This is a genomic window from Rhodoferax ferrireducens (assembly GCF_003347515.1).
Taxonomy (GTDB): Bacteria; Pseudomonadota; Gammaproteobacteria; order Burkholderiales; family Burkholderiaceae_C; genus Rhodoferax.
In genome coordinates, this window is sequence record NZ_QEII01000262.1 from 111,744 (window position 1) to 137,225 (window position 25,482).

24 protein-coding genes are annotated in these 25,482 nt (G+C 61.4%); 12 read left to right on the forward strand and 12 right to left on the reverse strand.

Annotated features, from left to right (window positions below; all coding sequences use genetic code 11):
• Nucleotide 1 precedes the first annotated feature (1 nt).
• Together C5P05_RS10235 and C5P05_RS10240 are read right to left on the reverse strand one after the other, a co-directional pair.
• Nucleotides 2-760, reverse strand: coding sequence for a sulfite exporter TauE/SafE family protein (locus C5P05_RS10235; RefSeq protein WP_114969730.1), 759 nt, complete (start codon nucleotides 758-760; stop codon nucleotides 2-4).
• 280 nt (nucleotides 761-1,040) lie between these two features.
• Nucleotides 1,041-2,765, reverse strand: coding sequence for a GMC family oxidoreductase (locus C5P05_RS10240; RefSeq protein ID WP_114969731.1), 1,725 nt, complete (start codon nucleotides 2,763-2,765; stop codon nucleotides 1,041-1,043).
• Nucleotides 2,766-2,885: 120 nt separating this feature from the next.
• Between C5P05_RS10240 and C5P05_RS10245 the strand changes: the two genes are divergently transcribed.
• The 5 genes from C5P05_RS10245 to C5P05_RS10265 all read left to right on the forward strand — a co-directional run bounded on the left by C5P05_RS10245 (nucleotide 2,886) and on the right by C5P05_RS10265 (nucleotide 7,118).
• The gene (locus C5P05_RS10245; protein ID WP_114969732.1) at nucleotides 2,886-4,016 is read left to right on the forward strand and encodes an MlaE family ABC transporter permease; all 1,131 of its coding nucleotides are present in this window, start codon (nucleotides 2,886-2,888) and stop codon (nucleotides 4,014-4,016) included.
• The gene (locus C5P05_RS10250; protein ID WP_198674688.1) at nucleotides 4,013-4,837 is read left to right on the forward strand and encodes an ABC transporter ATP-binding protein; all 825 of its coding nucleotides are present in this window, start codon (nucleotides 4,013-4,015) and stop codon (nucleotides 4,835-4,837) included. The genes C5P05_RS10245 and C5P05_RS10250 overlap by 4 nt, the downstream gene beginning before the upstream one ends.
• Nucleotides 4,838-4,850: 13 nt before the next feature.
• Nucleotides 4,851-5,816, forward strand: a complete 966-nt coding sequence (locus tag C5P05_RS10255) for an MlaD family protein (protein ID WP_114969733.1) — start codon at nucleotides 4,851-4,853, stop codon at nucleotides 5,814-5,816.
• Nucleotides 5,813-6,499 carry an ABC-type transport auxiliary lipoprotein family protein gene (locus C5P05_RS10260; RefSeq protein ID WP_232834423.1) on the forward strand — a complete coding sequence of 229 codons (687 nt, stop codon included), beginning with the start codon at nucleotides 5,813-5,815 and terminating at the stop codon, nucleotides 6,497-6,499. Before C5P05_RS10255 ends, C5P05_RS10260 begins: the two co-directional genes overlap by 4 nt.
• Nucleotides 6,500-6,575: 76 nt before the next feature.
• Nucleotides 6,576-7,118 (forward strand): flavin reductase family protein, encoded by a 543-nt coding sequence (locus C5P05_RS10265; RefSeq protein WP_114969735.1) that lies wholly within the window; start codon nucleotides 6,576-6,578, stop codon nucleotides 7,116-7,118.
• A gap of 82 nt (nucleotides 7,119-7,200) precedes the next feature.
• Here the strand turns inward: C5P05_RS10265 and C5P05_RS33650 are convergent, their stop codons facing one another.
• The 4 genes from C5P05_RS33650 to C5P05_RS10280 form a co-directional block, all read right to left on the reverse strand.
• The gene (locus C5P05_RS33650; protein WP_157979283.1) at nucleotides 7,201-7,359 is read right to left on the reverse strand and encodes a hypothetical protein; all 159 of its coding nucleotides are present in this window, start codon (nucleotides 7,357-7,359) and stop codon (nucleotides 7,201-7,203) included.
• Nucleotides 7,360-7,511: 152 nt separating this feature from the next.
• Nucleotides 7,512-8,027 carry a hypothetical protein gene (locus tag C5P05_RS10270; protein WP_198674689.1) on the reverse strand — a complete coding sequence of 172 codons (516 nt, stop codon included), beginning with the start codon at nucleotides 8,025-8,027 and terminating at the stop codon, nucleotides 7,512-7,514.
• 79 nt (nucleotides 8,028-8,106) lie between these two features.
• Complete coding sequence (locus C5P05_RS10275) at nucleotides 8,107-9,621, reverse strand: aldehyde dehydrogenase family protein (protein ID WP_114969762.1); 1,515 nt, start codon at nucleotides 9,619-9,621, stop codon at nucleotides 8,107-8,109.
• A 149-nt stretch (nucleotides 9,622-9,770) separates the two neighbouring features.
• Nucleotides 9,771-10,865 carry a saccharopine dehydrogenase family protein gene (locus tag C5P05_RS10280; RefSeq protein ID WP_114969737.1) on the reverse strand — a complete coding sequence of 365 codons (1,095 nt, stop codon included), beginning with the start codon at nucleotides 10,863-10,865 and terminating at the stop codon, nucleotides 9,771-9,773.
• Nucleotides 10,866-11,006: 141 nt separating this feature from the next.
• On the opposite strand from C5P05_RS10280, the gene C5P05_RS10285 reads away from it, so the two are divergent.
• Nucleotides 11,007-11,459, forward strand: coding sequence for an Lrp/AsnC family transcriptional regulator (locus tag C5P05_RS10285; RefSeq protein WP_114969738.1), 453 nt, complete (start codon nucleotides 11,007-11,009; stop codon nucleotides 11,457-11,459).
• Here C5P05_RS10285 and C5P05_RS10290 read toward each other — a convergent pair.
• Nucleotides 11,410-12,345 (reverse strand): LysR family transcriptional regulator, encoded by a 936-nt coding sequence (locus tag C5P05_RS10290; RefSeq protein ID WP_114969763.1) that lies wholly within the window; start codon nucleotides 12,343-12,345, stop codon nucleotides 11,410-11,412. The two genes, C5P05_RS10285 and C5P05_RS10290, sit on opposite strands and share 50 nt — an antisense overlap.
• Before the next feature lie 162 nt (nucleotides 12,346-12,507).
• Here C5P05_RS10290 and C5P05_RS10295 point away from each other — a divergent pair, with 162 nt between their 5' ends.
• The gene (locus C5P05_RS10295; protein ID WP_114969739.1) at nucleotides 12,508-13,677 is read left to right on the forward strand and encodes an NAD(P)/FAD-dependent oxidoreductase; all 1,170 of its coding nucleotides are present in this window, start codon (nucleotides 12,508-12,510) and stop codon (nucleotides 13,675-13,677) included.
• Here C5P05_RS10295 and C5P05_RS10300 read toward each other — a convergent pair.
• From C5P05_RS10300 to C5P05_RS10320, 5 genes are all read right to left on the reverse strand, one after another.
• On the reverse strand, nucleotides 13,644-14,426 hold the full coding sequence (locus C5P05_RS10300; RefSeq protein ID WP_269813921.1) for an amino acid ABC transporter ATP-binding protein: 783 nt from the start codon (nucleotides 14,424-14,426) through the stop codon (nucleotides 13,644-13,646). The two genes, C5P05_RS10295 and C5P05_RS10300, sit on opposite strands and share 34 nt — an antisense overlap.
• 34 nt (nucleotides 14,427-14,460) lie before the next feature.
• On the reverse strand, nucleotides 14,461-15,117 hold the full coding sequence (locus tag C5P05_RS10305) for an amino acid ABC transporter permease (protein WP_114969740.1): 657 nt from the start codon (nucleotides 15,115-15,117) through the stop codon (nucleotides 14,461-14,463).
• A gap of 22 nt (nucleotides 15,118-15,139) precedes the next feature.
• Nucleotides 15,140-15,991 (reverse strand): transporter substrate-binding domain-containing protein, encoded by an 852-nt coding sequence (locus C5P05_RS10310; protein WP_232834424.1) that lies wholly within the window; start codon nucleotides 15,989-15,991, stop codon nucleotides 15,140-15,142.
• Nucleotides 15,992-16,054: 63 nt separating this feature from the next.
• Nucleotides 16,055-17,362 (reverse strand): FAD-dependent oxidoreductase, encoded by a 1,308-nt coding sequence (locus tag C5P05_RS10315; RefSeq protein ID WP_114969741.1) that lies wholly within the window; start codon nucleotides 17,360-17,362, stop codon nucleotides 16,055-16,057.
• The gene (locus C5P05_RS10320) at nucleotides 17,355-17,624 is read right to left on the reverse strand and encodes a 2Fe-2S iron-sulfur cluster-binding protein (protein WP_114969742.1); all 270 of its coding nucleotides are present in this window, start codon (nucleotides 17,622-17,624) and stop codon (nucleotides 17,355-17,357) included. The genes C5P05_RS10315 and C5P05_RS10320 overlap by 8 nt, the downstream gene beginning before the upstream one ends.
• A gap of 307 nt (nucleotides 17,625-17,931) precedes the next feature.
• Here C5P05_RS10320 and C5P05_RS10325 point away from each other — a divergent pair, with 307 nt between their 5' ends.
• From C5P05_RS10325 to C5P05_RS10345, 5 genes are all read left to right on the forward strand, one after another.
• Nucleotides 17,932-19,467, forward strand: coding sequence for a sensor histidine kinase (locus C5P05_RS10325; RefSeq protein ID WP_114969743.1), 1,536 nt, complete (start codon nucleotides 17,932-17,934; stop codon nucleotides 19,465-19,467).
• A 5-nt stretch (nucleotides 19,468-19,472) separates the two neighbouring features.
• Entirely contained in the window at nucleotides 19,473-20,078 is a 606-nt protein-coding gene (locus tag C5P05_RS10330; protein ID WP_114969744.1) for an ANTAR domain-containing response regulator, read from the forward strand.
• 182 nt (nucleotides 20,079-20,260) lie between these two features.
• Nucleotides 20,261-22,453 carry a putative bifunctional diguanylate cyclase/phosphodiesterase gene (locus C5P05_RS10335; RefSeq protein WP_114969745.1) on the forward strand — a complete coding sequence of 731 codons (2,193 nt, stop codon included), beginning with the start codon at nucleotides 20,261-20,263 and terminating at the stop codon, nucleotides 22,451-22,453.
• A gap of 29 nt (nucleotides 22,454-22,482) precedes the next feature.
• A complete protein-coding gene (locus C5P05_RS10340; RefSeq protein ID WP_114969746.1) occupies nucleotides 22,483-24,057 on the forward strand; it encodes a methyl-accepting chemotaxis protein in 1,575 nt (524 codons plus the stop codon).
• A gap of 109 nt (nucleotides 24,058-24,166) precedes the next feature.
• Nucleotides 24,167-25,482, forward strand: a 1,316-nt coding sequence (locus C5P05_RS10345; RefSeq protein ID WP_198674690.1) for an MASE3 domain-containing protein, incomplete at its 3' end; no start/stop codon positions are given.

Here is a 25,482-nt window from a genome sequence, read left to right on the forward strand (position 1 = left end):
TTCAGCGCAGAAAAGCGTCGTAGCCGGTTTTCAGGATCAGCGCACTCACCACCAGAATAAAGACGACACGCACAAAGCCCGTTCCGTGCTTGAGCGCCAGACGCGAGCCCAGCAGACTGCCCAGCACGTTGGCCAGCGCCATGGCAAGCACAAAGTGCCACCAGACATGGCCTTTGGCGGCAAACAGAATCAGCGCCGCCACGTTGGTCGCGGTGTTGATCAGCTTGGCGGCGGCGGAGGCGCTCAGGAAATCGTAGCCCAGCACCCGCACAAACAAAAAGACCAGAAAGCTGCCCGTGCCGGGACCGAAGAAGCCGTCGTAGAAACCGATCACCGCCCCGACGGCCGCCGCCGCATACGCCTCTTTGGCGCCCTCAAAGTGCGGCGTGTGGTGGCGGCCCAGGTCTTTTCTGAGCACGGTATAGACCAGCACCACCAGCAGCACCAGCGGCAAGACCTTGCGCAGAAAGTCGGGCGACACCACGGTGACCAGCCAGGCGCCGGCGAATGCCGCGAGGAATCCGGCGCCGGCGGCCGGCACCAGGGCGGCCCAGCGCATCTCGACCCGGCGGCTGAATTGCCAGGTGGCAAAGGCCGTGCCCCAGACGGACGCGCCCTTGTTGGTGCCAAACAGGGTGGCGGGATGGGTGGTGGGGAAAGTGGCGAACAGAGCGGGTATCAGAATCAGGCCGCCGCCGCCCACAATGGCATCCACAAAACCGGCCAGGAGCGAGGCCACCGCGACAATCAACAATTCCATCGGGTGATTGTCGCACCCGGTTTTTGTCACTCATAGCTATTAAAATAATAGCGTCTTACGCAATGGTTACGGGGCTAGCGGCCTATTTAATCAAAAAAGGCACCGGGATTGCCGGTGCCTTTTTCAAGCGCTGTGCTGATGCATGCGTTACTTTTTTATGTGCCCGTAGGCGTTTGTCTCCTGGGCCGCTCTCCTTCAGCAGGCCTGTGGCCTGTTGACGATTGGCGTTAATGTAAATGGCCCAAACCACTTTTCGAATCGGTATTTACCCTTTAAGGATTTACCCTTTCACCCGCCGGGCGGTGTCCTCGACAATCCACTGCGCCGCTTTCTCGGCAATCATCAGGGTGGGCGAGTTGGTGTTGCCGCTGGTGATCAGCGGCATGACGCCGGCATCCACCACGCGCAGGCCGGCAATCAGGCCGCCTTGGCCGCGCACCCGCAGGCGCGAGTCCACTACCGCCATCGGGTCATCCGCCGCGCCCATTTTGGTGGTGCCCACGGGATGGAAGATGGTGGTGGCGATGTCGCCTGCCAGTTTCGCCAAGTCCTCGTCGGTCTGGTACTGGGTGCCGGGTTTCCATTCCTGCGGCTGGTATTTGGCCAGCGCCGGTTGCGCCACGATGTTGCGCGTGATGCGCAGCGAATCGGCGGCCACCTTGCGGTCCGCCTCGGTGCTCAGGTAATTGGGCGCAATGGCGGGCGCATCCTCAAAGCGATTGCTTTTGATGGCCACCGTGCCGCGACTGGTGGGGTTGAGGTTGCACACGCTGGCCGTGAAGGCATTGAAGCTGTGCAGCGGCTCGCCAAAGGCCTCCAGGCTGAGCGGTTGCACGTGGTACTCGATGTTCGGGTAAGGCTGGGCCGGGTCGCTGCGGGTGAAGGCCCCCAGCTGCGAGGGCGCCATGCTCAGGGGGCCGGTGCGCTTCAGGGCGTACTCCAGGCCAATCATGGCCTTGCCCCAGAGTGAACTCACCTGCGTGTTCAGCGTCTTGACGCCCTGGACCTTGAACACGGCCCGAATCTGCAGATGGTCCTGTAGATTGGCGCCCACGCCCGGCGCGTCATGCACCACCGCGATGCCCTGCTGTTGCAGCAGCTGGGCCGGACCGATACCGGAGAGCTGCAGAAGCTGGGGCGAACCAATGCTGCCGGCACTCAGGATCACCTCCTCCTTGGCCGTGGCGGTGATCATCTCGGCATTGGCCCAGACCTGCACGCCGGTGCAGCGCTGACTGCCATCCGGCTGGGTTTCCAGCAGCAACTTGGCCACCTGGGCCGAGGTCCACATCTCGAAATTCGGCCGCCCGTAACAGGTGGGCCGCAAAAAGGCCTTGGCTGTATTCCAGCGCCAGCCTTCTTTTTGATTGACTTCGAAGTAGGCCACGCCCTCGTTATTGCCCTGGTTGAAGTCATCGGTGGCGGGGATGCCGGCCTGCTGCGCGGCCTGGGAAAACGCGTCCAGCACATCCCAGCGCAGGCGCTGTTTCTCGACCCGCCATTCGCCGCCGGCATTGCGGTGGCGCAGCACTTTGCGGTAGGGGTCGGCATCGTCGCGCATCAGTTCGGGGGCCACGCCGCGCGCACCGTGCGCGGCGCTGGCGCCTTTGTGATGGTCTTCATGCAGCTTGAAATACGGCAGGGCATTGGCCCAGGTCCAGGCCGCATCTTCGGTAAGCTGGGCCCACTGGTCGTAGTCACGCGACTGGCCGCGCATGTAAATCATGCCGTTGATGCTGCTGCAGCCGCCCAGGGTCTTGCCGCGCGGATAGCGCAGCGCCCGGCCGTTGAGGCCAGCCTCCGGCTCGGTGTTGAAGAGCCAGTCGGTGCGCGGGTTGCCGATGCAATACAAATAGCCGACCGGGATGTGAATCCAGTGGTAGTCGTCCTTGCGGCCGGCTTCGATCAGCAGGACGCGCTTGCTCGCGTCCGCTGACAGGCGATTGGCCAGCAGGCAACCGGCGGTGCCGGCGCCGATGATGATGTAGTCGAATGTGGTGCTCATGGCGATAGCTTACTTGGCTGTGGACACGACAAACTGACGGCGCTACGGCCCGGGCCCACCGTTGGCGTTACGATGCTGGATCACCCACTATTGACCGCCCCTTCTGCATTGACGCCCTTCATGGAGGAAACCACCCCCCGCATCACACCGCACACCACGCCCGACGGGTCGGGGGTGCTGCTGTCAGGCAGCTGGACGGCGGCGCGGCTGGCCGAGCCCGTAACCTGGGCCCGGCTTCAGTCGGCGTTGCGCGACGCCACGACACCTGCGGCAGCGGCCTGGACCTGGGACTTGCGCAGCCTGCAGCGGCTGGACCATACCGGCGCCCAACTGCTGTGGAACGCCTGGGGCCACCAATGGCCTACCCATCTGTTGATTCTTGATGCCCAGCGCACCATGCTGGCCCGAATCGAACAGTTCGCGGTGCCGCCGCCGGTGCTGCGGCGCATGTCGGCGTGGCAGGCTTTTTTGTTGCTGGGCAGCCAGGTCTGGTTCCTGATCGACCATGTCCGCGGGTTTGTGCGCCTGATTGGGCAACTGCTGCTGGACCTGCTCAGACTGGCGCGCTCGCCGGCCAAAGGGCCGTGGCGCGATGTGTCGGGCCATCTGTATCACATTGGCGCCACCGCCTTACCGATCACGGCGCTGGTGGGTTTTCTGATTGGCGTGGTGCTGGCTTACCTGATGTCGCAGCAGCTGCGCCAGTTTGGCGCCGATGCCTTCATTGTCAATATTCTGGGCCTGTCGCTGATCCGCGAGCTCGGGCCGGTGCTGGCCGCCATCCTGATCGCCGGGCGCTCCGGCTCGGCGATCACGGCGCAAATTGGCGTGATGCGGGTCACCGAAGAACTCGACGCCATGCGCGTGATGGGCATCGCCAAAGGCTACCGGCTGGTGATGCCGCGCGCCATCGCCATGGCCCTGGCCATGCCCTTGCTGACGGTGTGGACCACGCTGGCGGCGCTGCTCGGCGGCATGCTGGCGGCCGACCTGACCATGGGCGTGACGCCGGCCTATTTCTTTGCCGCCCTGCCGCGCGCCGTGCAAGTCTCCAACCTCAGCCTGGCGGTGGGCAAATCGGTGGTGTTCGGCCTGCTGATTGCCCTGATCGGCTGCCACTACGGCCTGCGCGTCAAGCCCAATACCGAAAGCCTGGGCCAGGGCACCACCGCCTCGGTCGTGACCTCCATCACTATGGTGATTCTGGTGGACGCGCTGTTTGCCGTGGTCTTCAAGGACATCGGCATATGAACCCCGCCATGCCCGCACCCGAAGCCGGCCGCCCCCCAGAGGCCGTGGTGGAGATCGACAAACTTTGGTCGGTGTTTCACAGCGAAGGGCGCGACGCCGTGGTGCATCAGGACCTGGACCTGACCATTCAGGCCGGCGAGTTGTTGTCCATCGTGGGCGGCTCCGGCAGCGGCAAGACCGTGTTGCTGCGCCAGATCCTGGGGCTGGCGCAGCCGGCGCGCGGGCGCGTGACCGTGTTGGGCCAGCCGGCCGCGCAACTGGGCAGCGACGGTGCGGCCAGCCGTGTCGGCATGCTGTTCCAGCATGGTGCGCTGTTTTCGGCCTTCACGGTGCTGGAAAACATCGCCTTCGCGCTGCGCGAGCTGCGCGGTCTGCCGCGTGCGCTGATTCGCGAGGTCGCCATGGTCAAGCTGCAAATGGTCGGGCTGGACCCCTCGCAGGCGCACAAAATGCCTTCTGATTTGTCCGGCGGCATGGTCAAGCGCGTGGCACTGGCGCGCGCGCTGGTGATGGACCCGCCGCTCTTGCTGCTCGACGAGCCCACCGCCGGGCTCGACCCCGACAGCGCCGACACCTTTTGCGCGCTCCTGCGTTCCCTGCACCGCGAGCTCGGGCTGACCGTGGTCATGGTCACGCATGACCTGGACACCTTGTTCGAACTCAGCACCCGCATCGCCGTGGTGGCCGACAAGCGCATCATCGTCAGCGGCACGCCGGCCGAGGTGATGGCCTTCAAGCATCCCTTCATTCAAGACTTCTTCCTGGGGGAACGCGGGCAGCGCGCCTCCGCCCTGTTGCACGCACAGCCACAGGCAGTGTAAAAAGAGAACCCTTATGGAAAACAAATCCCACGCCGTGGCGGCCGGCGCCTTTGTGCTGCTGCTGATGGCCCTGCTGGTGGCCCTGGCGGTCTGGCTGACGCGCGATAACCGCCAGATGCGCGAGTACGAGCTGACCAGCATGGGCGCCGTCACCGGCCTGCAGCCGCAGGCCGCCGTGCGCTTCAAGGGCGTGAACGTGGGCAAGGTCACGGACATCCGCTTTGACCCGCAAGCCGTCGGCCAGGTGCTGGTCCGCATTGCCATTGACGACCAGGCGCCCATCACCCAATCAACCTTCGCTACCCTGGGTTTTCAGGGCGTCACCGGCCTGGCCTTTGTGCAACTCGATGACAAGGGTGAGTCCAAAGTGGCGCTGGCCACGAGCGACGAAACCCCTGGGCGCATCCCGATGCATCCCGGCCTGATCTCCAAACTGAGCGACCAGGGCGAGCGCATTTTTCTGCAACTCGAAGAAACCAGCCGCAACATCAACCTGCTGCTGGCCCCGGCCAACCAGCAACGCCTGATGGGCGCCATTGACAGCATGGGCCAGGCGGCGGCCAGCATCAAGCAACTCTCCACCGGGGCCGACAAGGTGCTGCCCCAGCTGGTGAAAGACGCCAATGTCACGCTCAAGACCATGCAGGACACCTCCGAGCGGGTGGGCGACAGCGCCGATGAAGCGCGCGCCTCGGCCCGCGCCTTTCGCACCGTGACCGAGCGCATGAACGAGCCCGGCGGCACGCTGGACAAGCTGGCTGAAGGCATGGGCACGCTGGGCGCCATCGGCCAGACCCTGAACACCGCCACCCTGCCGCGCGTCAACCGCGCCGTGGACGACGCGGCCCGCACCGCGCGCCAGCTGAGTCGCGCCGCCGGCACCGTCAACGACAACCCGCAGTCCCTGCTCTATGGCAACGGCCCCATCGTGCCCGGCCCCGGTGAACCAGGCTTTTCCGCCACCCCAGGCAAACCATGAAAGACGCTATGACTTCAGTAGCTACTTACGCTTATTCCACGGGGGCTAGAGGCCTATTTTGCATAATTATTGCGGCACTCGCCGGCTGCTCCCTGCCTGGCCGCCCGGTGCGCTCGGCGGTGTACGACTTCGGCCCCGGCACGCTGACGACGCCAGCGGCCAACCCGGCCGCCCAACTGGCCCCGCTGGCCATCGCCGATATTGAAGCCAACCCGGCGCTGGACAACACCGCCGTCATGTACCGCCTGGCCTACACCAACGCCCAGCTGCTCCATCCCTACGCCCAGGCGCGCTGGAGCATGACGCCGGCGCAGCTGGTGCGCCAGCGCCTGCGCGAACACCTCGGCCAGCGCCGCGCCTTGCTCAACCCGAGTGACGGCGTGAACCGCAGCGAAACGACCGCGACGCTGGCCGGCCAGCAGCCCCCGCGCATGCTGCGCATTGAGCTGGAAGAATTCAGCCAGCTGTTTGAATCACCGACCCAGAGTGTGGGCCTGCTGCGCCTGCGCGCCACGCTGACGCAGCCCGGCCCCACCGGCGAACTGCTGGTGGCGCAACGCCGCGTAACGATTCAGCAGCCAGCCACCAGCGCCGATGCCCAGGGCGGTGTGCGCGCCCTGACGGCGGCGACGGATGCTGCGATGCGGGAGATTGAGTCGTGGCTGGCGGGGCTTGGGGCTTGAGGGCCGGCGCCTTAATGACATAAGGCATGCGAGCTTGGCCTGACCATCGGTCAAAGGAATATCAAGAGGTGCTCTCATGCATGAGTTGGAACTGAACAAGGCCTTTACCCTGATGGAATCAGGGCCTGTTGTTCTGGTGACGACACATGATGAACAGAAAGACAACATCATGACGATCTCCTGGACCATGGTGATGGATTTCACGCCAGTCTTTGCCATCACCACGGGTGAATGGAATCACTCTTTCGCGGCCTTGCGAAAAAACAGGGAATGCGTCATTGCCATTCCCACGGTTGATATGCTGGATAAGGTGGTCGGTATAGGGACTTGCTCGGGAAAAGACACGGACAAGTTTGCCAAGTTCAAGCTCACGCCTGTGCAGGGCAAAGTCGTCAAGCCGCCCTTAATCCAGGAGTGCCTCGCCAACATAGAGTGCAAGGTCATCGACATCGTTGAAAAGCACAACATTGTCGTGTTAGAGGCAGTTGCCGCATACATCGATACCACGCGTAAGGAGAAGCGCATGGTTCATGCTGTTGGTGACGGAACGTTCATTGTTGACGGGCGCAAGATTGACCGCAGGAAGATGATGGCCTCCAAGCTCCCTTACGGCGTTTAGCGTTTATTGACTCGTTTGCACAAACTGAGCAAAAAAAATGAAGGCCCCTTGATTGGGGCCTTCATTTTTTTCTGAGTAGCCGTTATTTCACGGCTGCTTCGCTGTTGGGTGCGACAGGTTTCTTTTGAACGAACTTGCTGGCCGCTTCTGCCAACTTGCGCTTGCGCTCCAGGTTGAGCCTTTCGAGTTCTGCGTGGTTGCTCTTCTTCATGTTGGGATCTTTACCGATTACGCCTGCCATAGTGATGACTCCTTTGGTTCAGTCTAACTGAAAATGCGCAGCGCAAGCCGCCACGAAATCACGCGCCGGCCACGACCAAAATCTGATTCAGCACGTTGAGCGACCGCTTTGGCGAATTCGCATCGATGAAGGGGCGCGTTAGAGCGTTGAACTCATCCCTCCGGCGGCAGCAGCATGGCTATGCGCTCGCTCAGGCTGTCGGCGCGCTCGAAGCCGGCTATTTCCTCGACGGCGCTGATCATGTCGCGAGCCACGCTGAGCATGCTGTCGCGGTCCCGGGCTTCACGCAACTGCTCGCGAAACCACAGCGCCTTATCGGGATGGAGCCGGGCGAACATGCGCTCGCCGATGTCGAACAAAAACATACGGGTGGTGGCCAGTGAGCGCTTGCCGTCGAAGTTGTCGGTGCTGTGCTTGGCTACTGGTGCTACTGGTGCGGCGGATGCCTCGGCGGGAAGCGGGACAGCGCCAGGGCGCGGCCCCGACTGGAGGTAGCGGGCGACGACGAGCTTCTCGATCAGCTCGTCGTCGCACTGCAGCAGCACGCGCAACTCGCTGCGGGTGCGGACGCCATCGGCCATCAGCAACGCGGCCCGCTCGCGCTGCGAGAGCGTGCGGCTTTTGGTGGCCAGCTCGTCGCGGGCCTTGTCGGTCTTGCACAGAAACATGGTCGGGCCACTTATGCGGGTTATAACCCTCCGATTCTCCCGGCCGCGCATGACCTTGGCGTGACAGGCCCGCTATCCGTCAAATGTCAAAACGCACCCCCTGCGCCAGCGGCAGGGCGCTGGAGTAGTTCACGGTGTTGGTGGCGCGGCGCATGTAGGCCTTCCAGGCGTCCGAGCCGGATTCGCGGCCGCCACCAGTTTCCTTCTCGCCGCCAAACGCGCCGCCAATCTCCGCGCCCGAGGTGCCGATGTTGACGTTGGCAATGCCGCAGTCCGAGCCGACCGCCGACATGAAGGTTTCGGCCTCGCGCAAATCGGTCGTGAAGATGGCCGATGACAAGCCCTGCGGCACGTCGTTGTTCAGGGCGATGGCCTCGGCCAGCGTCTGGTACTTGAGCACATACAGAATCGGTGCGAAGGTCTCATGGCGCACCACCTCGCTTTGCGCCGGCATTTCCACCAGCGCGGCACGCACGTAATAGGCATTCGGATAGCGGTCTTGCAACACGCGCTCGCCACCGGTCACGGTCCCGCCTTGTCCCCGGGCCTGGACCAGCGCGGCCTGCATGGCGTCGAATGCCAGTTTGTCGATCAGTGGTCCCAGCAAGGTGCCGTCGTCCTGCGGCGGGCCGATCTGGAAGCTGGCATAAGCGCGTTTGAGTCGCTCTAGCAAATCGTCGTACACCGATTCATGCACGATCAGCCGGCGCGCCGTGGTGCAGCGCTGGCCGGCCGTGCCGGCGGCGGAGAAGGCGACGGCGCGCACCGCCATGTCGAGGTCGGCCGAGGGCGCGACGAGGATGGCGTTGTTGCCGCCGAGCTCCAGCAGGCTGCGGCCAAAGCGCGCCGCCACCGCCTGCCCGACGGCGCGGCCCATGCGGGTGCTGCCGGTGGCCGAGACCAGGGCCACGCGCGGATGCGCCACCAGGGCCTGACCGACGTCGGCCAGCCCCAGCACCACTTGCGACAGGTCACGCGTCAGCTCCGGCTGGTCCAAACGAATACAGGCACGCTCAAACAGCGCCTGCACCGCCAAGGCGCACAGGGGCGCTTTTTCGGACGGTTTCCACACCACGGCGTCGCCGCACACCAGCGCCAGCGCGGCGTTCCAGGCCCATACTGCGACGGGGAAGTTGAAGGCGGTGATGACGCCGACCACACCCAGCGGCTGCCAGGTTTCCATCATGCGGTGGCCGGGGCGTTCGCTGGCGATGGTCAGGCCATGCAGTTGACGCGACAGGCCGACGGCGAAGTCGCAGATGTCGATCATCTCCTGCACCTCGCCCTGGCCTTCGGAGCTGACCTTGCCGACTTCCTGCGTCACCAGCTCGCCCAGCATTTGCTTGTGGCTGCGTAATTCTTCGCCCAGCAGGCGCACCAGTTCACCGCGTTGCGGCGCCGGCACCTGGCGCCAGCGCAGGTAGGCGGCATGGGCGCGCTCGGCCGTGGCCGCCACCGCGTCAAGCGACGTGGCGTGCAGCTGGGCGATGACGTCGCCGTCGATCGGGGAGTGGCTGGGCAAGGTACCACCGGTGCTGGCTTGCGGGCTGACGCCCAGAGCAGACAGCAAGGCGTCAATGGAAAGACGGGACATGAGAACCTCCGAAAAAACAAGTTGGATGCACGAGCTGACGGGTGATTGTTCCACTTCCAATTCAATGCGAGATTAGGCGCGCGGCCGCAGACAGTGCTTTAGCACGGCAAGGCGGCGCAACGACATATCGCTTTGAATTCGAAGTGGAACTAACCGATGGACTCGACCTGGCGCGACTGCTGGTAGGCGCTGCCGAAGCGGTTGGCCAGGAAATCGGGCAACTCTACCTGCTCTTGGCGGATGAAGCCCGATTGCGGCAATTTGCCCTCGCGGAACAAATCCACCGCCGCGCACATGCCGGCGGCGGTGGTGATCTGGATGGCGCTCAAGGGTGCACTCTCAGCGCGGTCGGCGAAAATCTTGCGGGCAAACACCTCTTGCACAAACTTGCCATCGCGCTCGCCGCTGACCGTGACAAACACCAGCACCACATCCTGCATGGTGAGCGGGACGGAGCGGCGCAGGATGTCCTTGAGGTTTTCCTGGTCCGACTTCATGCCCAACTCCTGCAGCAGCATTTTCATGATCGCGCAATGACCGGGGTAGCGCACGGTCTTGTAGTCCAGCGTCTGCACGCGGCCCTGCAGGGTTTCGCACAAGGTGCCCAGGCCGCCGGAGGTGTTGAAGGCCTCGTACTCGGTGCCATCCAGCGAGAAGTGCTCCAGCCCTTCGAGCGGCAGCACTTCGATGATGCCGCCATCGCGAATCGCTTCGCACGGGTGGCAATATTCGTTGATGAGGCCGTCCACACTCCAGGTCAGGTTGTATTTGAGCGAGTTGGTGGGAAAAGCCGGCAAGGCGCCGACGCGCATCTTCACCTCGTGCAAGCTGCTGAATGACTTGCTCAGGTGATGGGCGACGATGCCGATGAAGCCCGGCGCCAGCCCGCACTGCGGCATGAAGGCAGTTTGGGCGCCTTCCGCCAGCCGCATGATGTCGCGCGTGGCGCTCACGTCTTCGGTCAGATCGAAATAGTGACAGCCGGCCGCCAGTGCCTGGGTGGCGACCGTGGTCGCCAGGTGGTAGGGCAAGGCGTTGATCACCAGTTGCTGGCCTGCCAGACAGGCGCGCAGGGCACGGGCGTCAGCCGTGTCCACCACTTTCACTTCCAGGGGCAGATGGCGCAAGGCCTGCAGCGCGTCGGCACTGCGGTCCACCACGGTGAGCTGGTAGTCGTCACAGCGGGACAAAAGGCTGGCAATGGTTTGGCCAATGTGGCCGGCACCCATGAGAACAACACGCATGACATATCTCCTGTTTAGTTGAATTGATAGCTTGAGTCTAGGAGTCGGTGTTGTCACATCGGAGTGTGAATTTGACGAATAATTCGCTTGGTTCGTCATTTCGTTCTATTATTTCGCCAATTCGACTAACAAGGTCTCTGCATGCCCCCTACGCCACCCGCCTTGCGTGACAAGCTCGACCGTGAACTGATCGCCCTGTTGCAGGCCAACGCGCGCGAATCCGCCGCCACGCTGGCGCGCAAACTCGGCACGGCGCGCACCACGGTGCTGGCGCGCCTGAGCCGGCTGGAGCGCGAGGGCGTGATTGCCGGCTACACCGTGCGGCTGGCGCAGGATGTGCTGAATCAGGGCCTGCAGGCTTTTGTCGGCCTGACCCTGCAGCCCAAGGCCGGCCGCGAGGTGGAGAGCCACCTGGAGCGCATGCCGGAAGTGCGCCAGCTGTGCGCGGTCAGCGGCGAGTTTGATTACGTGGCGCTGCTGCGTGCCGAATCAGCGGTGCGCATGAATGCCCTGCTCGACGAGATACGCAATCTGGAGGGGGTCATCAAGACAACGACGTCGGTGGCGCTGGCCTGGAAGATTGACCGCACTTGAGGCGTGCGGAGATCATCTCGCCACACAGGCGACACAGCGTTTGCACATACGGGTTGGCATTCAGGAAAGACGCTTCGCCAAAGTAGATGGGCACGGTGGGCAAGCTCTCCGCCAGATCAAGCGCCACCAGATTGACGTCGCGCGCGTCGACACACCAGCTGGGGATGAGCGCAAAACCCAGCCCCTCTTCGACGCAGCGCTTGACGCTGGAACTGCCCGAGGTGGCGATGAGGATGCGCGGCTCCTGCCCGTCGAGACGCAAAAAGTCCAGCGCCAGATTGCGCAGCATCTGGCCCGGCTCGTAAGTAATGAACGGTCGGTGTCGGGCCCATTGCGCAATATCCGCTGGCGCCGGCGGCAGGCCCCAGGTGCGCGGATAAACCAGCGCCAGGCTGGAGCTGCAGATCAGATGCTGCGGCACACCCGCATCGCCAAAATAGCGCTCGCTCACGCACACATCGAGACTGCCCTCCTTGAGCAGGTCCGCCAGGGACGTGTCACGCTCGTAGGCCAGAATATCCACGTCCGGATGGATGGCATGGAATGCCGCCAGTATCTCCGGCAGCAGGTAGAAGAACACCGCCTGCGGCAGGCCGATCCGGACAATCGGACGCTCCTTGTCCAGAATAATGCCCAAGCGTGCCAGCATGGGCTCGATTTCCGGTTGCAGCAATTTGTACAAATGCTGGCCGCGCGTCGTCAGTGTGATGGACTTGCCACCCTGGTCCGACTTGACCAGTTGCTCGCCGATGAGTTGCTCCATGCGACGCACATGGTTGGCGGCCGACTGGTAGGACATATTGAGACTGCGTGCCGCCGCCGAATACGAGCCTGCCTGTGCCACCATGAAGAAGGTTTGGACCAAGGTCAGGCTGACGTTTTGCATGCTATTTTTCTGTTTCTGCCATTGCGGCTTCGTCATGATTTTCCTGGGCAGTTCCAATAAAACCGACAAGCCTGAGCATGACATTTGTAACCGTCGGATTATCGATCTGCAAGCAATCGGCCCCGTCGCGACCGATAATCTTTATTTACAACAAGTAACTGAATGCCCCCCAGTAGACCCCTTCCTCATGTTGTCGTGATTGGTGCGGGCATCGTTGGCGCCGCAACGGCTTTTTACTTGGCACGCGCCGGGGCCAGGGTCACGGTGCTGGAGGCGGACTCCCCTTCGGCGGGCGCTACCGGGGCCTCGGACGGCGCTGTGTCGGTGGCGAGCAAGCGGCCCGGCACCATGATGCGTCTGGCGCGTGAAGCCCGCGACCTCTACGCACAGCTGGTCAGCGAAGGTGTGCTGACGGATCTGTTTCATACCCGGCCAACTTATCTGTTTGCGCGCAGCGCCGCGGAAGTGGCGTTGATCGACAGCCAGGGGCGCGATCTGGCCAGTCAAGGCGAACTCATCCTGCCGCTGAGCCGGCATGATCTCTTGCAGCGGATTCCCGGCCTGGGCGCGAGTGTGCTGGCGGGGCTCAAAGTGCCCCTTGACGGGCACGCCATCGGTTACCAGGTGGTCAATCGGTTGCTGTCCTGCGCCAGTGTTGTGCCGCGCCATCACACCCCGGTGCACCGACTTGTGGTGCTGAATGGGCGCGTGACGGGGGTGGAAAGCAGCGCGGGCCTGATCCCGGCCGACGTGGTTGTGGTGGCGGCGGGCTTCGAGTCCAGCGCGCTGCTCGGGCTGGACGAGGTCCTGATCCCGCGCAAGGGCCAACTGATCATCACCGACCGCGCTACGGCGGGGTTTGCGGCGTTTCCGGGTCCGCTGATGTCAGCCGGCTACCTCGCAGCCAAACGCGCCACCTCGCCGGGGCAGAACAGCGTCAATCTGGTGATTGACCCGCTGCGCACGGGCCAATTCCTGATCGGCAGCAGCCGCGAGGCAGGACTGACGGACCGCCAGACCGATATCCGCACGGTGTCCGCGATTTTGCGTGAGGCGCTCGACGTCTACCCGGCCCTGGCCCGTCAGCGCGTGATCCGGACTTTTGCCGGCATTCGCGCCACCACCCGCGATGGCCTGCCCATCGTGGGGCGCCATCCCACACTGGACGGGCTCATCATCGCCACCGGCATGCAGGGGGACGGCATTTGTCTTGGCCCCTTGATCGGCGCCGCCGTGGCCCGCCTGGCTTGCGATCGCGAGCCCGCGCAAGACTTGAGCGCACTGTCGCCCCGACGATTTCAGGGCGCGACGGCTTGCGGTGCCTTGTCGTGAAAACGGGCCAGAAATAATTTCGTGGCGGCCTGCGTGGGCCAATCGATGACGTCCTTGGCCTGGCCACTTTCCACCACCACGCCATCGCGCATAAAGACGACCTGGTCGGCCACTTCCCGGGCAAATGAAATCTCATGCGTCACGAGGATCATGGTCATGCCGTCTTTGGCCAGTGATTGAATGACGGCCAGCACTTCGCCAACCAGTTCCGGGTCCAGCGCCGAGGTGGCTTCGTCAAACAGCATCACTTGCGGCTGCATGGCCAGAGCGCGCGCAATGGCAACCCGCTGCTTCTGCCCGCCCGACAAGCAATGCGGATATTCCATGGCTTTGTCCAACAAGCCTACCTTATCGAGCAGTTTTTGCGCCGACTCCCGGGCCACGGCTTTGGGTTGGCGCAGCACCGTCACCATGCCCTCCATGACATTTTGCAGCGCGGTCATGTGGGGGAATAAATTGAAGTGCTGAAACACCATGCCGGTCTTGGCCCGAAAACTCGCCAGCTGACGGTCCTTGGGCAAGCGGGTGGCGTCGCCGGTATAGCTCATCTCATGCGTACCAACGCGGATGCTGCCGCCGTCCGGAATGGTCAGGAGGTTGATGCATCGCAGCAAGGTGGATTTGCCGGAACCGGACGGGCCGATCAAGGCGACGACCTCGCCCTTGTCGACCCGCATGGACACGTCCTTCAATACAACGTTGTCGCCAAACTGCTTTCGCAACCCACTGATTTCAATCATGGCTTCCATCAAGACATTTTCCAATTCACAGCTTAGGCCGCATTCAGACCGAGACGCGGCTCTCCAGCTTCTTCACGAGGCTGGTGATGGGCAGCAAGACCGCCAGGTACATCAAGGCAATCAGCGTATAGGTCTCCAGCGGGCGGTAGGTTTCGTGCACGACCGCTTGCCCCTGATAGACCAGATCCGGCAAGGCGAGCACGGAAACCAGCGAGGTATTTTTCAGCTGCATGATCGACTGGTTCATGAGCGGCGGGGTCATGCGCCGCAGGGCCTGCGGCAGCACTACGCGCCGCATGATCTGAAACTTCGTCATGCCCAGCGCACGCGCCGCTTCGGTCTGCCCCGGATCGATGGAAATAATGCCGCCCCGGATGATCTCGGAATAGAACGCACCGCCATACAGTGACAGAGCGAGGACGGCGGCCATGGCCGGCGACATCTCGATGCCGAGCAGCACCGGCAAAGCGTAGTAGAACCAGATGAGCAGCACCAGGACCGGCGTCGCGCGAAACAGCTCGACATACCCTTTGAAAGGCACGCGAATCAGTGCTGATTTTGACAACTGCCCCATACCGGATACCAAACCTACTAGTAGCCCCAGGACGATACACAGAAAAGTATAGCCCAGGGTGTAGAGCAGGCCCGAGACGAACAGATGCCGATAGTCCCACAGAAAATCAAAATTCCACTGATACACAAAATCCCCAGGATGTAATGGGTCAGAACTTGACGATGACCGGAATCTCGTCGCGCTTGATGCCCATGAGCTTGTCCAGGTTGGACAGCACCATGGTGTTGACGGCATCGGTCTTGCGCAGCTCGGCAATCCACTTGCCGACGTACTCTTGCCAGACCTTGCTTTGCTCCTTGCGCATGCCGGCATTGGTGGTGGTGGCCTTGATGGGCTCGGGCACAATCAAATGCCCGATGCTGGGGTTCTTCTTGATCATGCCAGCCGAGACCGTCACGACCAGCGGCTGCACATCGGCGCGACCTGTCTGTACAGCCAAGGTGGCGTCGTTGGATTTTTCGAATCGCAGGATCTTCGCCTTGTCATACAGGGCGGTGACCAGGTTGTCATAGGAGGAACCAACGTCCACGGCAATCGTGACCTCTGGCTTGTTGAGCTCATCCCAGGTCTTGGGATTGAAGTTTTTCTTGGCAATCAGGCTGTAGGCATTCTGGTACAGCGGATCGGAAAACTCGATCACCTCCTTGCGCTGCGGCGTCGGATTCAGACCGAAGAAGATATCAATCTTGTTCGTCTGCAGGTCCAGCACAGAATTGCCCCAGGTGGTTTCAACAATCTCCAGACGTACTTTCAGTTTGCCCGCCAGGTCTTTGGCAAAGTCAATCATGATGCCGCTCCACTCACCGGTGCCAGGATTTTTCTGGTAATTGGGTGGCGCACCGGCGACCGCGCCGATGCGCAATGTCTTGGTGCTGTTGATGCGGTCCCAGGTTGACATGGGCTCGGCCTTGGCCTGCGCCATGACGTTGCCCGTCAAACACGTCGCGCCCACCATGGCTGCGATGTTGATGGTGAAATTACGTCGATTTTTCAGTTTCATCGCCTTCTCCTGTTGATGGCCTATGTATTGCCGGTTTTCAAAACTTCTCTTAACTTCTTGACTTTAGCTATCCGTCCAGGCGGCAAGCGAGGCCACCGACACCGGCCGCAAAGGCCATCGCAGTGTTGCACCGCCCAGCTCGCCTGCGTCAAAGCTCACAGCCGCTTCAGCCGCGATTTCCTTGACCGCGCGGGCGCAAAACCGGCCTTGACAGGCCCCCATGCCAAAGCGCCCGACAAGCCGTATTTCGCGCGCCGACTGCACGCCCTTGAGCCCCTCCAAATCGGCCCGGCGCAAACCCTCGCAGCGGCAGATCACGGTATCTGGCGTGGACGACAGAGCAGGCGCATCGAATAGTTTCCCAATCGCGTTTTGCGTTCGGCGTGCCGCGAAAAGCTGCGCATCAAACGCGGCCTCGCGCGACGGGCGCCCGAGCTGCTTGGCCACCAGTTGCGCCGCCCGGCGGCCATCGCTGCTAGCCCCCTCCGCGCCCAGCACCTCACGGCAGTCGCCGGCCCGGACTACGAAAACACCGGCAATGCTTTGGGCTGGCAGTCCGGTGTTGTTGGATGCCAGCCCATCGTGCAGCGCGAGGTGGCGCACTTGATGGTGACTGATCGTTCCATTAGCGTGCTGGCTGGTCACACGCAATCCTTCGGCCACGGCCTCAATGGCGGTAACCGTGCAGCCGGTCCGGTACGGCACGCCGGCAAGCAACAGGCGCGCGCCGTAGCCCAAGCCCTCCATCATGTTGGACCAGGAGCGCAGGCCGTCGATCGCCGCGCCGACATGGGCGAATGCCGCGCGAAAAGGTTGACCCCGTTCCAGCACCGCCACCGGCGGATTGCCGGTCGCGGTAAGTTGGGCCGCCAGTGCCAGCGACAGCGGGCCTGTGCCCGCAACCAGAATCGGTCCCTTGGGCGCCTCCCCCGTTTCTTTCAGTTGCACCTGCATGCCGCCCGCCGTGGTCACGCCCGGCAACTCCCAGCCGGGCCGGGGCGAGACGCGCTCAACCGCACCAAGCGCCAGAACCACCGCTTGTGGCTGCAGGCTGATGACACGGCCTGCCCTGCGGTCGTCGAGCAGAAACCGTGCGTCACCATCAACACCCAGAAATATCGTCTCACATTGCGTGACGATGCGACTGCCCGCCTGGATCACCCTTTGCTGCAGGCGCTGCCAGTTGCGCCGATGGCGTCCCGGCACGGGCAGCGGCGACCGGCCTTCGCCGACGTAAGCACGGTGAATGGCTCCGCCCAAGCGATCACGCTGCTCCGCCAGAAGAACCGTGAACCCCATTTCGGCCAGATCCGTGGCGGCGGCAACGCCCGCCGGCCCCCCGCCAATCACCAGCACGTCCGGCTCAAGCATGGCCGGATTCCTGCAGAAAGGGCATCGCAGGGCTCAGGCGCGCACCGGCTTTGGCAGGGGTCAGACAGGCCTCGACCGGGCTCGCACCCTCCACCGACACCAGGCAGGCCTGACAGGCCCCAATGCCACAAAAATACCGTGAGCGCAGCTGGCCCGTGGCCGGCCCCAGGTCATCGATGCCCGCGCGACGCAAAGCCGCGGCATAGGTCTCGCCACGCCGAAACGTCACCGTGTCGCCAGTCCATAGAAAAGCGTTGCTCATGGTGCGACCACCGGCCACGGGACGCCAATGGGCGGGAACGGCGTCAAACCGGAAAATGAAAACCGCAGAAGTGAAAAGAAGGACATGAAGTGGCTACTGACGTAAACGCATGGCACAAGATGAACAAGGTTACCCCGGCGCCGGCAAACCGGTCGATACAAATAAAGGCATGGGACTTGTCGATAAATTTGAACCCCATTAGGCTGCGGGTGAGCCGCTAAAGTCTGTTTGCCAGCGTACCGTCCATTGCCAGCACACGGCATCGGTATACTTTATTGGCAAGCAGTCCGAGACAGCGTTGTCGACCATGAACAAAACACCAACCCCAACACATCGGCTGCAGATGGCTGCCGAAGCGCAACCCACGTGTGTCCCGCCACTGCCGGCACATTCTGTCGAGCAACTGCTGCACGAACTACAGACCCACCAGATCGAGCTGCAGACCCAAAATGAGGAGCTGCGCCGGGCTCATCTCGCGCTTCAGGAATCCCGCGACCGCTATGTCGACCTCTACGACTTTGCCCCCGTGGGCTACCTTACCGTAACGGGCGAGGGGAAAATTGCCGAAATCAATGTGACCTGCGCCACGCTGCTGGGCGAAGATCGGAAAAAATTGCTTCGCCGCCATTTCGCCAGTCATGTCATGCCCGAGGACGGCGACCGTTGGCACCTGTTCTTGCGCAGCGCGCTAGGGCAGCACGAACGACTGAGTTGCGAGTTGGCCATGAGACGCGACGACGGCAGCAGCTTTCAAGCCCGACTGGACTGCCTGCGTCCGGAATTCGAGGCAACGGTCGTGCGCATTACCGTCACCGACATCACCGAGAGCAAGCACGCTGACGCCCAACTGCGCATTGCCGCCATCGCATTCGAATGCCAGGAAGGCATCGTCGTCATGGATGCAAACTCGAAGATTTTGCGGGTAAATAAAGCGTTCAAACTGATGACAGGCTACTCCCAGCGCGACCTTGAAGGACAAACAACAGCCCTCCTCCGGTCAGACCTGCAAGCACCCTCATTCTATGAAGAGGTGTTAAGTGAAACCCGACGCACCGGCGCGTGGCACGGCGACATGTGGCAACGACGCAAGAACGGTGAAGATTACCCGGCGCGGGTTACCTGCACAGCCGTCATGAATGAAAAGGGCGAGGTCACTCATCACGTCGGTAATTTCACAGATACCACCAGCAGTCAGTTGCAGGAACAGCAGCGCCTGCGCAACGAGGCCACCCATCGCAACCTGCTTGTTCGTGAAGTGCATCACCGCATCAAGAACAATCTGCAAGGCATTTCCGGCCTTTTGCGCCAGTTCGCTCAAAAACACCCCACGACGGCTGAGCCCATCAATCAGGCCATCAGCCATTTGCAGGGTATCTCGGTCATCCACGGCTTGCAAGGTCGTGCCATCACGTCGTCAGTGCGGCTGTGCGAACTGACCGGGGCCATTGCCGACGAAGTTCAAAACCTGTGGCAGACAGCCGCCATCGTGGACATCCCTCCCGTGTGGATACCCCGCGTCATTGCCGAGAAGGAGTCGGTGCCCCTCGCGCTGATCATCAACGAGTTGATTGTGAATGCGGTCAAACACGGGGGCAAGACGCAGGGGCATGTGAGCATCACATTGCGCAAAGGCGCCAAACCGGACGCCGTGCAGATCAACATCATCAACGCGGGTCAACTGCCCATCGAGGCGGGTCAGCCCAACACACCCTATAGCGGCCTGCAGTTGATCGCGGCATTGATGCCTCGCCATGGCGCCAGCATTGTCAGGGAACAACATGGCGACCGGGTTATAACGTCTCTGACGCTGGAGCCCCCCGTAATTTCCCTGGATTTGAAATAACCCATATGACAGCCACCAAGGCAACCGCCCAGGGCAAGCAACTTCTCGTCGTTGAGGACGACCGCCTGGTGCTCGCCATGATTGCCAGCGGCCTCACCGACGCCGGTTACAGCGTGGCCACGGCGGAATCAGCCGAAGACGCCGAGGCCTGGCTGGCCGGCGGTGTGCGGCCCGATCTGGCCATCCTGGACGTGCGCATGCCCGGTCAGGGCGGTTTGTTCCTGGCCCGGCGTCTGCGTGAACTCGACCACATTCCGTTCATGATGCTCAGCGCCTACAGTGACCCCCAGACCGTTGAGCAGGCCACCCTCTGCGGCGCATTGGGCTATGCCATCAAACCGCTGGATATTCCGCAATTGTTACCCGCCATTGAGGCCGCCATGGCACGCGCCAACGAACTGCAGGATTTGCGGTCGACCCAGCAACATCTGCAAGCGGCACTGGATGACGAACGAGACATCAGCATCGCCGTAGGCATCACCATGATGCAGCACCACCTCAAACGCAGCGACGCTTTTGAGTTGCTGCGCAAATCGGCGCGAAGTCGGCGGTGCAAGCTGGCGAGCCTGGCCCAAGACATCGTACAGGCCTGCGAGACACTGAATCTGTAGATCTACTTGAAAACGCCTATTGATTCAGAGCGACAACTGCTGGTATAACCATCAATCAATCTGATGGCCCCTGACCCCGGCTCCAGGTCGTTGAGGCCCTGAACACGCCTCGTTTACCCATCCGTGAGCGCTTGACGCTTGACGGAAAGTTACGATATGTCCCTGCGAGGACTAAGGCGCCCGTGTTCAAACAGCTTGAGAATTTTCATTTTCATGTCCCGCGATTTTTGTTGAACGTCAACATTGGTGTGCGCCTGCTCACGCTGATGGGGTTGGCGGCGTCGGTTGCCCTGCTACTGGCAGCCGCAGGCATTCTGGGACTGGCAGCTTCCAAGGAAAGTTTGCGATCTGTCTACGAAGATCGAATGCTGCCGACGCAGCAACTGTCCCACATTGCCAACCTCATGCTGACCAACAGAATGCTGTTGCAGGCGTCGCTCACTGAGGTCAGTATTGCTGCGCCGACGGGCCAGCACACCACACTCGTGATGAACAAGTTGGTCGCGTCCACGGCTGCCGATGCCATAGAAAAAAACATCGATGCGATCAGCGCCTTGTGGCTTACCTTTACATCTGCCGCGCTGACGCCCACAGAAAGGATACTGGCCAACCGATTTTCGGCAAACCGGAGAGCCTTCGTCGACGAGGCCTTGCGACCCGCAGTTGCGTCATTGCGGGCCGGCGACTATCTTGAAACAAAAATGCTGGCGAGCAAAGCGCATGCGCTTTACGACCAAGCCGGCCCGGCTCTCCAAGCCTTGAACCAATTGCAGTTCACGACGGCTCAGGAAGCTTACGCCTTTGGCGTCAGACGCTATGAAACCACGCGACTGGTGGCGCTCAGCGCGCTGGGCGTGGCGATTCTCATCATGACCTGGCTGGGCTTGACATTGACCACATCCATTGTCAATCCGCTGAAACAGGTGATCGCCATTTTCAAACAGATTTCGAGTGGAAGGTATGACACCGCCATCGCGATTGAGGGCCGGGACGAAATCAGTAAAGTGATGCGAGCGCTGCAGGAGATGCAGACCAAACTTGGGGTGAATGAGGAAGCCATTCACCAACTCGCCTTCTACGACCCGCTCACCAAGCTGCCTAACCGGCGGTTACTGCGTGACCGCCTGCAGCGGGCAATGTCGGTGAGCACCCGCAACCAACTCTATGGCGCGGTGCTGATGATCGATCTGGACAACTTCAAGAGCATCAACGACACCCGTGGCCACGATGTCGGCGACGCTCTTCTGGTAGAAATCGCCGGACGCATCCAGTCCTGCATTCGCCAGGCCGACACAGTTGCCCGTCTGGGTGGCGACGAGTTCGTCGTCATGCTGGTTGATTTAAGCCCGAATGAAGCGCAAGCCGAATTGCAGGCGATGATTATTGGTAAAAAGATTCTGACAGCTATCAGCCAGCCCTGCATGCTGGAAAATCAGCCTCACCACGGTGCCGCCAGCGTGGGTTTGTGCCTGTTTCTGGGTCAGAACGCCACCATCGACGATTTACTCAAGCGCGCGGACATCTCCATGTACCAGGCCAAAAGCAGTGGGCGCAATGCCCTGCGCTTTTACGACCCCAAAATACAGGCATCTATCGAATCACGAATTGCACTGGAGGTTGAACTGCGTGACGCCCTGCCGAACAAGCAGCTCAAGCTGTATTACCAGATACAGATGGACAACACGCTGGGTATATTGGGCGCCGAAGTGTTGCTGCGCTGGGAGCACCCCCAACACGGCTTGGTGCTGCCTGACCAGTTCATTCCCATGGCCGAGGAATCGGGACTCATCATGCCGATTGGCGAATGGGTGTTGCAAAAGGCCTGCGAGCAGCTCATGGAATGGTCGACCAATCCGGCAACTGAAAGATTTCTGCTTTCGGTCAACGTCAGCGGCCACCAGTTTCGTCAACCCGACTTCGTTGCCATGGTGAGCAGGGTATTGACCCAAACGGGCGTCAATCCGGCACGGCTCAAGCTGGAGCTGACCGAGAGTGTGGTGTTGCACAACATTAACGACACCATCGACAAAATGAAGACGCTCAACCGTCAGGGCGTTCACTTTTCAATGGATGACTTTGGCACGGGGTATTCCTCTCTGGCCCACTTGACCAATCTGCCCATTCAGCAACTCAAGATCGATCGCAGTTTTGTGCGCAATATTGTCACCAACCACAACGACGCCGTCATTGTTCAAACCATCATCGGCATGGCCGGCAATCTCGGGGTTGCAGTGATCGCCGAGGGTGTGGAAACCGAGGAGCAACGCGCTTGCCTAGAACAGTTTGGCTGCCCGACCTATCAGGGCTATCTGTATGGCAAGCCCATGCCCTTGTCCGAATTTGAAGTGCTGGCCATGCAGGCGATCACGGCCTGAATATTAAACATTACCGTTGGAGACATCTCTTGATTAATCTGAAAATTTCCACGCGCCTGACCATTCTGATTGGCATTTTGTCGGCCTTGCTGATTGCCATTGGCAGCGTAGGCCTGTTCGGCATCAGTCATTCCAACGAAGCCCTGCGCTCGGTGTACCAAGAGCGTCTGATCCCAACCGGGCAAGTTGCCGAGATCCAGAAATTACTGCTGCGCAACCGCTTGGCCATCGCCGTCGCGCTGGTCACGCCAACCCCCGAGACCATCACCCCGAACACGGCGGAAGTTGAGGCCAACATCGCCACCATCAGCAAGGTCTGGGATGCCTACATGGCAACCTCACTGCCCCCGGATGAGGGCAAGCTCGCCAAAGCCTTTGCCGAGAGTCGCAGCAAATTCGTGCAGCAGGGCCTCAGGCCTGCCGTGGCAGCACTGCGTGCCAACGATATCAATGAAGCCAACCGCGTGGTCGTGCAAGCCGTTAGGCCACTTTACGGTCCGGTGAACGAAGGCATTGAAGCGTTGATGAATTTCCAGCTCGACAGCGCCAGAAGGGACTATGCCGCCGCCGTGGAGCGTTACGCCACGATCCGGATCGTCGCTGTCATTTCCATCATGGCAGGCGTGTTGTTCGCCATCCTGTTCGGTGTTGCCCTGATTCGCGGCATCTCCCGCTCGCTCAGCCATGCGGTGGGGGTGTCCAACGCTATCGCACAAGGCAATTTAAATCAGACCATTCAGTCGCAAGGCCGGGACGAGGTGGCGCAACTGCTCCAGGCCTTGTCGGCAATGCAACAGAACTTGGCCAATGTGGTTGCCAATGTACGCATGGGTTCCGAGAGCGTGGCCACCGCCAGTTCGCAGATTGCCTCGGGCAATCATGACCTTTCAGCCCGCACTGAACAGCAGGCCAGCGCCCTGGAAGAGACCGCGTCCTCCATGGAACAGCTCAGCGCTACCGTCAGACAAAACGCCGACAGCGCGGCCATGGCCAACCAGTTGGCCCGGAGCGCCAGTACTGTGGCCGTCCGGGGCGGGGAGGTTGTAGCCCAGGTGGTGGGCACCATGAAAGACATCAATGATTCCTCCAGGAGGATTATTGACATCATCAGCGTCATCGACGGCATTGCGTTCCAGACCAATATCCTGGCCTTGAATGCGGCCGTGGAGGCCGCGCGCGCCGGTGAACAGGGTCGCGGCTTTGCGGTGGTGGCCAGCGAAGTCCGGTCGCTGGCCGGGCGTTCCGCCGAAGCCGCCAGGGAAATCAAGAGCCTGATCAACGCCAGTGTGGAACGGGTGGCGCAAGGTAGCGTTCTAGTCGATCAGGCCGGCACCACCATGACCGAGGTCGTGAGTTCCATCAAACGCGTGACCGACCTGATGGGCGAGATCAGTGCCGCCAGCAGCGAACAAAGCCAGGGCGTGTCCCAGGTGGGTGAGGCGGTCTCGCAAATGGACCAGGTGACGCAGCAAAACGCGGCCCTGGTTGAAGAAATGGCGGCTGCGGCCAGCAGTCTGAAGGCGCAAGCACAAGACCTGGTCGGCACTGTGGCGGTATTCCAGCTGACTCCTGAAAGTTCACGTCTTCACCGCTTGGGCGCTTGACACGGTCGCCTCGCTGCGCGGGAGCCGCAAGAACATAGAATTCCCGTAGATGCAGCATGAACACACTCACCTTTCAAAAAATAATGCCGTAGGCTGGATCCTGCTGACATTGGCGATACCCCTGCTGTGGTGGGTGTCACACCCGGCCCGGCAAATTGTGATTGAACCGGCGGTTTTCGTGTTTTGGCACACCGTGATTGAGTTGTTCGCGGTGGTCGTGGCGATGCTGGTTTTTGTCACCGGCTACCGCGCCATTTTGTCGGCGCGCAAGGGAGCTGTGGTGTTGCTGGGCGTGGCTTTTTTCGGTGTGGGCCTGCTCGACTTTCTGCACACCCTGGGCTATGCGGGCATGCCGGATGCCCTAACCGCCAACAGCCCACAAAAATCCATTTTTTTCTGGCTGGTCGCGCGCCTTCTCGCCGCCAGCGCCCTGCTGGTCTATGCCTTGTTGCCGGCGATGCCTGCCGTCACCACCGCGAAAAAGCGTTTTGCCCTGGTCCTGATGCTGGCGCTCGTCTGCGCTGTGGGCTACGTGGGCTTACGCTGGCCCGAGCGCATGCCTGCGTTCTTCATTCAAGGCCAGGGCCTGACGCCGCTAAAGATTGGTCTTGAATGGTTGATCATCGCCGTCAATCTTGTCACGCTTGGCGTGTTGTGGCATCGTCGAGATGAATTGGCACACGAATGTGGCATGGCGCTTCGCTTTGCAGTGGCTTTGTCGGCGATCTCCGAACTGTTTGTCACGATGCTAGGGATCGTCGACAAAGATGGGGCCAATGTGTTGGGGCATCTATACAAGGTGGCAGCCTACCTGTATTTACTCCATGCCACCTTCAGCGAATCCCTGCGCCGACCGCTGGAGCGCATGAAGGCACAGTACCTGCGCGAAAAAGTAACGCTGAACGCGGCGCCCGATGGTATTTTGTGGGTGGACAACTCCGGGCGGATTCTGATGGCCAATCCAGCCATGGGAGCGCTAACGGGCTACGCTCTAAACGAGTTAATTGGGCAAAACGTGGACATGTTTTTGCCGCCGCATCTGCGCGACCGTCATGCGCAATCGATGCGGGGTTACTTCATGACGCCGCATCCCCGTGCCATGGGCTTGGCAGATTTGAAACTGCTGCGCCGCGACGGCCATCTGTTGCCGGTGGATATTTCGCTGGGGAACTGGGAAGACGATGGCAGGCACCACGCCATTGCCTATGTGCGCGACCTGACCGAGCGCAAGACATTTGAAGAATCACTGCGGCATCAGGCCACCCACGATGAACTCACCGGCCTGCCGAATCGCTGGTTGTTTCGCTTGCAACTGATCCAGAGCCTGGCGCGGGCCGGACGCTCAGGTCTGCGCGTGGCTGTTTTGTTTCTTGATCTGGACTATTTCAAAACCGTGAATGACAGTTTTGGACACGCCATGGGCGA

What these genes read in the sequence shown, in the direction of transcription:
- C5P05_RS10325 (WP_114969743.1), top strand. Translation starts at nt 17,932, where the DNA reads ATGAACAAAACACCAACCCCAACACATCGGCTGCAGATGGCTGCCGAA.
- C5P05_RS10315 (WP_114969741.1), bottom strand. Translation starts at nt 17,362, where the DNA reads ATGCTTGAGCCGGACGTGCTGGTGATTGGCGGGGGGCCGGCGGGCGTT.
- C5P05_RS33650 (WP_157979283.1), bottom strand. Translation starts at nt 7,359, where the DNA reads ATGGCAGGCGTAATCGGTAAAGATCCCAACATGAAGAAGAGCAACCAC.
- C5P05_RS10310 (WP_232834424.1), bottom strand. Translation starts at nt 15,991, where the DNA reads ATGAAACTGAAAAATCGACGTAATTTCACCATCAACATCGCAGCCATG.
- C5P05_RS10295 (WP_114969739.1), top strand. Translation starts at nt 12,508, where the DNA reads ATGCCCCCCAGTAGACCCCTTCCTCATGTTGTCGTGATTGGTGCGGGC.
- C5P05_RS10275 (WP_114969762.1), bottom strand. Translation starts at nt 9,621, where the DNA reads ATGTCCCGTCTTTCCATTGACGCCTTGCTGTCTGCTCTGGGCGTCAGC.
- C5P05_RS10260 (WP_232834423.1), top strand. Translation starts at nt 5,813, where the DNA reads ATGAAAGACGCTATGACTTCAGTAGCTACTTACGCTTATTCCACGGGG.
- C5P05_RS10265 (WP_114969735.1), top strand. Translation starts at nt 6,576, where the DNA reads ATGCATGAGTTGGAACTGAACAAGGCCTTTACCCTGATGGAATCAGGG.
- C5P05_RS10250 (WP_198674688.1), top strand. Translation starts at nt 4,013, where the DNA reads ATGAACCCCGCCATGCCCGCACCCGAAGCCGGCCGCCCCCCAGAGGCC.
- C5P05_RS10290 (WP_114969763.1), bottom strand. Translation starts at nt 12,345, where the DNA reads ATGCAAAACGTCAGCCTGACCTTGGTCCAAACCTTCTTCATGGTGGCA.
- C5P05_RS10255 (WP_114969733.1), top strand. Translation starts at nt 4,851, where the DNA reads ATGGAAAACAAATCCCACGCCGTGGCGGCCGGCGCCTTTGTGCTGCTG.
- C5P05_RS10235 (WP_114969730.1), bottom strand. Translation starts at nt 760, where the DNA reads ATGGAATTGTTGATTGTCGCGGTGGCCTCGCTCCTGGCCGGTTTTGTG.
- C5P05_RS10270 (WP_198674689.1), bottom strand. Translation starts at nt 8,027, where the DNA reads ATGTTTCTGTGCAAGACCGACAAGGCCCGCGACGAGCTGGCCACCAAA.
- C5P05_RS10240 (WP_114969731.1), bottom strand. Translation starts at nt 2,765, where the DNA reads ATGAGCACCACATTCGACTACATCATCATCGGCGCCGGCACCGCCGGT.
- C5P05_RS10320 (WP_114969742.1), bottom strand. Translation starts at nt 17,624, where the DNA reads ATGAGCAACGCTTTTCTATGGACTGGCGACACGGTGACGTTTCGGCGT.
- C5P05_RS10280 (WP_114969737.1), bottom strand. Translation starts at nt 10,865, where the DNA reads ATGCGTGTTGTTCTCATGGGTGCCGGCCACATTGGCCAAACCATTGCC.
- C5P05_RS10300 (WP_269813921.1), bottom strand. Translation starts at nt 14,426, where the DNA reads ATGGAAGCCATGATTGAAATCAGTGGGTTGCGAAAGCAGTTTGGCGAC.
- C5P05_RS10245 (WP_114969732.1), top strand. Translation starts at nt 2,886, where the DNA reads ATGGAGGAAACCACCCCCCGCATCACACCGCACACCACGCCCGACGGG.
- C5P05_RS10285 (WP_114969738.1), top strand. Translation starts at nt 11,007, where the DNA reads ATGCCCCCTACGCCACCCGCCTTGCGTGACAAGCTCGACCGTGAACTG.
- C5P05_RS10330 (WP_114969744.1), top strand. Translation starts at nt 19,473, where the DNA reads ATGACAGCCACCAAGGCAACCGCCCAGGGCAAGCAACTTCTCGTCGTT.